Raw genomic sequence first — 5,049 nt, 5'->3', positions numbered from 1 at the left:
CTTCGGCCAAGGTGCGGCCGAGGCCACGGGCGGCATCGGTAATCAACCAGACTCTGGACATGCGAATTCCTCGTTTGCCTGGAGGCGCAATGCCTCGGAGCAAACTATAGGAACTCTGCCCCCTCAAGAAAAATCCGATCGCGCCAAGCCGTCATCCGATTGCGCCATGCACTTCCACCTCAAAGCAACCCGAAGTGCTTGACCATCCAGCTTTTCACGACCTGGGTCAGCGCCAGATAGGCAACGAGGATCGCGGCGAGGATCGGCCACCAGATTGCCGGCAGCGGCGAGAAACCGAACCAGGCGCCGATCGGCAATGCGGTCAGCAGGATGCCGACGATGCAGATCACCACACCGGCAACGGTGAGCGGCAGGCTCGCGCGGCTTTGCAGGAACGGAATCCGGCCGGTGCGGATCACGTGCACGATCAGCGTCTGCGACAGCAGCGACTCGATGAACCAGCCGGTCTGGAACAGGCTTGCGTGCGCCATCGTGTTCGCTCCGATCACGAACCAGAGCACGGCGAACGTCACATAGTCGAATATCGACGAAACCGGGCCGATGCCGACCATGAAGCGCGCGATGCCCTTGAGGTCCCACTGCCGCGGCTTGGCGAGATATTCCTGGTCGACCTCATCCGAAGCGACCGCGGTCTGCGAGAAATCATAGAGCAGGTTGTTGAGCAGGATCTGCACCGGCAGCATCGGCAGGAACGGCAGCAGGATCGACGCGCCGATCATCGAGAACATGTTGCCGAAGTTCGACGAGGCGGTCATCTTGATGTACTTGAGGATGTTGCCGAACACCTTGCGGCCTTCGAGCACGCCCTCCTCGAGCACGAGCAGGCTCTTCTCGAGCAGGATGATGTCGGCCGACTCCTTGGCGATGTCGACCGCTGTATCGACCGAGATGCCGACGTCGGCCGCGCGCAGCGCCGGGCCGTCGTTGATGCCGTCGCCCATGAAGCCGACGACGTGGCCATCGCGGTGCAGGGCCTCGACCACGCGCACTTTCTGCTGCGGGTTGAGGCGCGCGAACACCGGCGTGTCGCGCGTGGCGAGCATCAGCTCCTCGTCGCTCATCGCCTCGATCTTCGGCCCGGTCAGCCACTTGTCGACCTGGATACCGACCTGGCGGCAAACGTTGCGTGTGACCGTGTCGTTGTCGCCGGTGAGAATTTTGACCGCAACGCCGTTGGCGTTGAGCGCGGTGATCGCATCGGCCGCCGAGTCCTTCGGCGGATCGAGGAAGGCGACGAAACCCATCATCGTCAGGTCTTTCTCGTCGTCGCGCGAATAAGCGGCCTTGACCTCGATGTCACGCACGCCGATCGCGAGCGCGCGGAAGCCGTCCTCGTTCATCTCGTGCGCGACGTCCTTCACTTCCTTGAGCCGCTGCGGACTCATCACGTAGTAGTCGTTCTCGTGCGCCAGGCTCGAACACACGGCCAGCATCTCGGCGACCGCGCCCTTGGAGATGATGAAGTGCTTGCCGGTGCTGTTGGCCTTCACGATCACCGACATGCGCCGGCGCGTGAAATCGAACGGCACCTCGTCGACCAGCGTGTATTCGGCGTGCAGGTGCTGCACCGTGTCGGCGTCGTGCACCGCATCGAGCACCGCCTCGTCGAGCAGGTTGCGCAGGCCGGTCTGATGGAAGCTGTTGAGCCAGGCGAACTCGAGCACCTTCGCGTTTTCATCGCCGTAGATGTCCGTGTGGCGTTCGAGAATGACCTTGTCCTGCGTGAGCGTGCCGGTTTTGTCCGTGCACAGCACGTCGATCGCGCCGAAGTTCTGGATCGCGTTGAGGCGCTTGACGATGACGTCCTTCTTCGCCATCTTCAGCGCGCCCTTGGCCAGGTTGATCGCGACGATCATCGGCAGCATTTCGGGCGTCAGGCCCACGGCGACCGCGACGGCGAACATGAAGGCCTCGAACCAGCTGCCCTTGGTGATGCCGTTGATCAGGAACACGATCGGCACCATCACCGCCATGAAGCGGATCATCAGCCAGGCAAAGCGCGACACGCCCTTGTCGAAGCTCGTCTGCACGCGCTGCCCAACCAGCGAGCCGGCGAGCGCGCCGAAGTAGGTATTCGCACCGGTCGCGGCGACGACCGCGGTCGCGCTGCCCGAAACGACGTTCGAGCCCATGAAGCACAGCGATTTCGCTTCGAGCGCGTTCGGTGCCCTGGCGTCGGCCGCGGCGAATTTCTCGACCGGCATCGACTCGCCGGTCAGCGCGGACTGGTTGATGAACAGATCCTTCGCCACGATCAGGCGCAGGTCGGCGGGCACCATGTCGCCGGCCGACAGGAACACGATATCTCCCGGCACGAGCCCGTCGATCGGCACTTCGAGTTTCTTCACCGCGCGCACCGACGCGGCGTCCTCGTCGGCGCCCGGCGCGTGCTCCTCGACTTCGCGCTTCGCCGTCGCCGTGTTGCTGACCATCTTGCGCAGTTGCTCGACCGCGTTGCTCGAGCGCGCTTCCTGGAAATAGGCGACGAATACGGCCATCACGACCATGGCGAACATGATGACCGCGCCGATCTTGTCGCTGGCTTCCTCGCCCGTGAACCAGGTGATCAGCGCGAGCACGGTCAACAGGATGTTGATCGGATTGGTAATGAAACGCTCGCCGATTTCGAGCAGGAAAGGCTTCTTCTTTTCCTGCGCGACGACGTTCGGCCCGTATTTCTCCAGGCGCTCGGTGACCTGCTCCGGATTGAGCGCCTGCCCACCCGGATTGAGCCTGGCCAGGGCGTCGTCGCAATTCAGCTGCGCGAGCGCCGTCAGTTCCGCGGCGATGCGCGCCGCCGCTTCGTTTTTGGCGCCGTTGCGGCCGTTGCCGCCGATCAGCATCGCCGCGATCGAGAATTTCAGCATGAGAGGCTTCCCGTCATACAAATCGCACAAATCGAGCAGTTTGCCCGGACTTTGTGGCAGTTCGGCGACGGGAATGCCCGCGAAGGGCGCTGGCGTCGGCAAGCTATCCGCTACGGGATAGCGCACCGCAAGGGGAACTATCCGCGTGGAAAAGTCGGGTTGGCTGCAGTGGAAAATCTACTGCAAGGGTCCACGGACGGACGTCCTCGGCAAGAAAGGTGCGCGCAAGGTAGTCGCGCGGTGCGGGCTTGTCAACGGAAAAATCGTTAGCGTTTGCTGAAATCCGCAATGCGCGTGGAGACCGCATCGAAAAAGGCCTGCGGCAGGTTTGTCCGCACCGGCACTTGCCAGCAATTCGCGCGCGCAAACGCGCGGCATTTGACCGCGTCCTTCGCGGTCATCAGCACGGGCGCATCGTCGCCGAATTCGAGATCGCCAGCGGCATAGGCGTGATGGTCTGCGAACGCATGCTCGACGACCTCGATGCCCACACTGCGCAGCATCGCGAAGAAGCGTGCCGGGTTGCCGATGCCGGCGACGGCGTGGACGCGGCGGCCGGCGAAGTCGCGCAGAGGTTTTTGCACACCTGCGTCACGCAGCGAAACGGCCGTGTCGCCGATAAGTTGCATCGGCACTTCGCCAGCTTGCACCTCGCCGCCGTTGCAGATACGGAAGTCGATCGAATCCAGCCGTGACAGCGGCTCGCGCAGCGGCCCGGCCGGCAGCAACAGGCCGTTGCCGAAGCGGCGCTCGCCGTCGATGACGCAGATCTCCACATCGCGGGAAAGCGCTAGATGCTGCAGGCCGTCGTCGGCGACAAGCACGTCGCAGTCGTGATTGGCGAGCAGCAGGCGTCCGGCCGACGCGCGATCGCGACCGACCGCGACCGGCACGCCCGTCGCGGCGCGGATCAACACGGGTTCATCGCCGACGCGCGCAGCGTCGTTGCCCGCATCGAGCAATTCCGCGGAATCCGCCGCACCGCCGTAACCGCGACTGATCACGCCGGGTTTGCGCCCCCGCGCGCGCAATGCCTCGACGAGCGCGATCACGAGCGGGGTCTTGCCCGTACCACCGACGGTGAGGTTGCCGACGACAATCACCGGCACCGGCAGGCGCTGCGGTTTTTTCCAGCCAAACGCGTATGGCACGCGATGCAGCGCGCGCAGGCCGCGGTAGACAGGTACGAAAGCGCGCAGCCAAAACGGCGACGGTTCGGCGTCGTACCAGATTTCGGGTAGTCGCTGCGCCAGTGTCATTGCATCAAGAACAGAGGCAAAGATAAATGGAATGCCGGCTTCGCCGGAGTGACTAAGATGTCGAATCGTGGAACTGCAATCGATGCAGCGCCGCGTACTTGCCACCGGCCGCGATCAGCTGCGCATGCGTGCCGCGTTCGACGATGCGGCCTTCGTCGAGCACGGCGATCTGGTCGGCGTGCTCGATCGTGGAAAGACGATGGGCGATGACGAGCACGGTGCGCCGCGTCATCAACCGTCCCAACGCATCCTGGATCAGACGCTCCGATTCGGTGTCGAGCGCGCTCGTCGCTTCGTCGAGGATCAGGATCGGCGCATCCTTGAGGATCGCGCGCGCGATCGCGATGCGCTGGCGCTGGCCGCCGGAGAGCTGTGCCCCGCCCTCGCCGACCGGCGCATCGAGGCCGAGCGGCAGGCGCTCGATGAACTCCATCGCGTTCGCCGCGCGCGCCGCAGCTTCGATCGCAGCGCGCGAAGCGCCGGCAAGCGCGCCGTAGGCGATGTTGTTCGCGATCGTGTCGTCGAACAGCACGACATGCTGACCGACCCAGGCGATCTGCGCGCGCAGATCGGCCAAGCGGTAGTCGGCGAGCGCGATGCCGTCCAGGCGGATCTCGCCCGCCGTCGGCTCATGGAAGCGCGGCACCAGGCTGACCAGGCTGGACTTGCCACTGCCCGAGCGCCCAACCAGCGCGGTGACCGTGCCAGACGCGCAGTGCAGGTCCACGCCTTCGAGCGCGTCGCTGTGCTGGCCCGCGTAGCGGAACGAAACCCCGCGCAGATCGATCTCGCCGCGGCACTGTGTGATCGAGCGCGTACCCGTATCGGGCTCGCCCGGCGCATCGAGCACGCCGAACAGGTCTTCCGCCGCGACGATGCCGCGCTGCATGTTGGCCTGCACC

General features: G+C 64.6%; 3 protein-coding genes. All 3 read right to left on the bottom strand.

Going from position 1 to position 5,049, the window contains the following annotated elements:
* Positions 1-179: 179 nt before the first annotated feature.
* The gene (mgtA, locus tag VF497_RS14530; protein ID WP_330889955.1) at positions 180-2,888 is read right to left on the bottom strand and encodes a magnesium-translocating P-type ATPase; all 2,709 of its coding nucleotides are present in this window, start codon (positions 2,886-2,888) and stop codon (positions 180-182) included.
* 266 nt (positions 2,889-3,154) lie between these two features.
* Positions 3,155-4,147 carry a tetraacyldisaccharide 4'-kinase gene (gene lpxK / locus VF497_RS14525; RefSeq protein ID WP_330889953.1) on the bottom strand — a complete coding sequence of 331 codons (993 nt, stop codon included), beginning with the start codon at positions 4,145-4,147 and terminating at the stop codon, positions 3,155-3,157.
* 52 nt (positions 4,148-4,199) lie between these two features.
* Positions 4,200-5,049 (bottom strand): ATP-binding cassette domain-containing protein (locus VF497_RS14520; protein WP_330889951.1); only part of this gene is annotated, 850 nt, incomplete at its 5' end.

The organism is Rudaea sp. (assembly GCF_036383415.1).
GTDB lineage: Bacteria > Pseudomonadota > Gammaproteobacteria > Xanthomonadales > Rhodanobacteraceae > Rudaea.
This window is presented reverse-complemented; position numbering and strand designations above follow the sequence as displayed.

What these genes read in the sequence shown, in the direction of transcription:
- mgtA (WP_330889955.1), bottom strand. Translation starts at nt 2,888, where the DNA reads ATGCTGAAATTCTCGATCGCGGCGATGCTGATCGGCGGCAACGGCCGC.
- lpxK (WP_330889953.1), bottom strand. Translation starts at nt 4,147, where the DNA reads ATGACACTGGCGCAGCGACTACCCGAAATCTGGTACGACGCCGAACCG.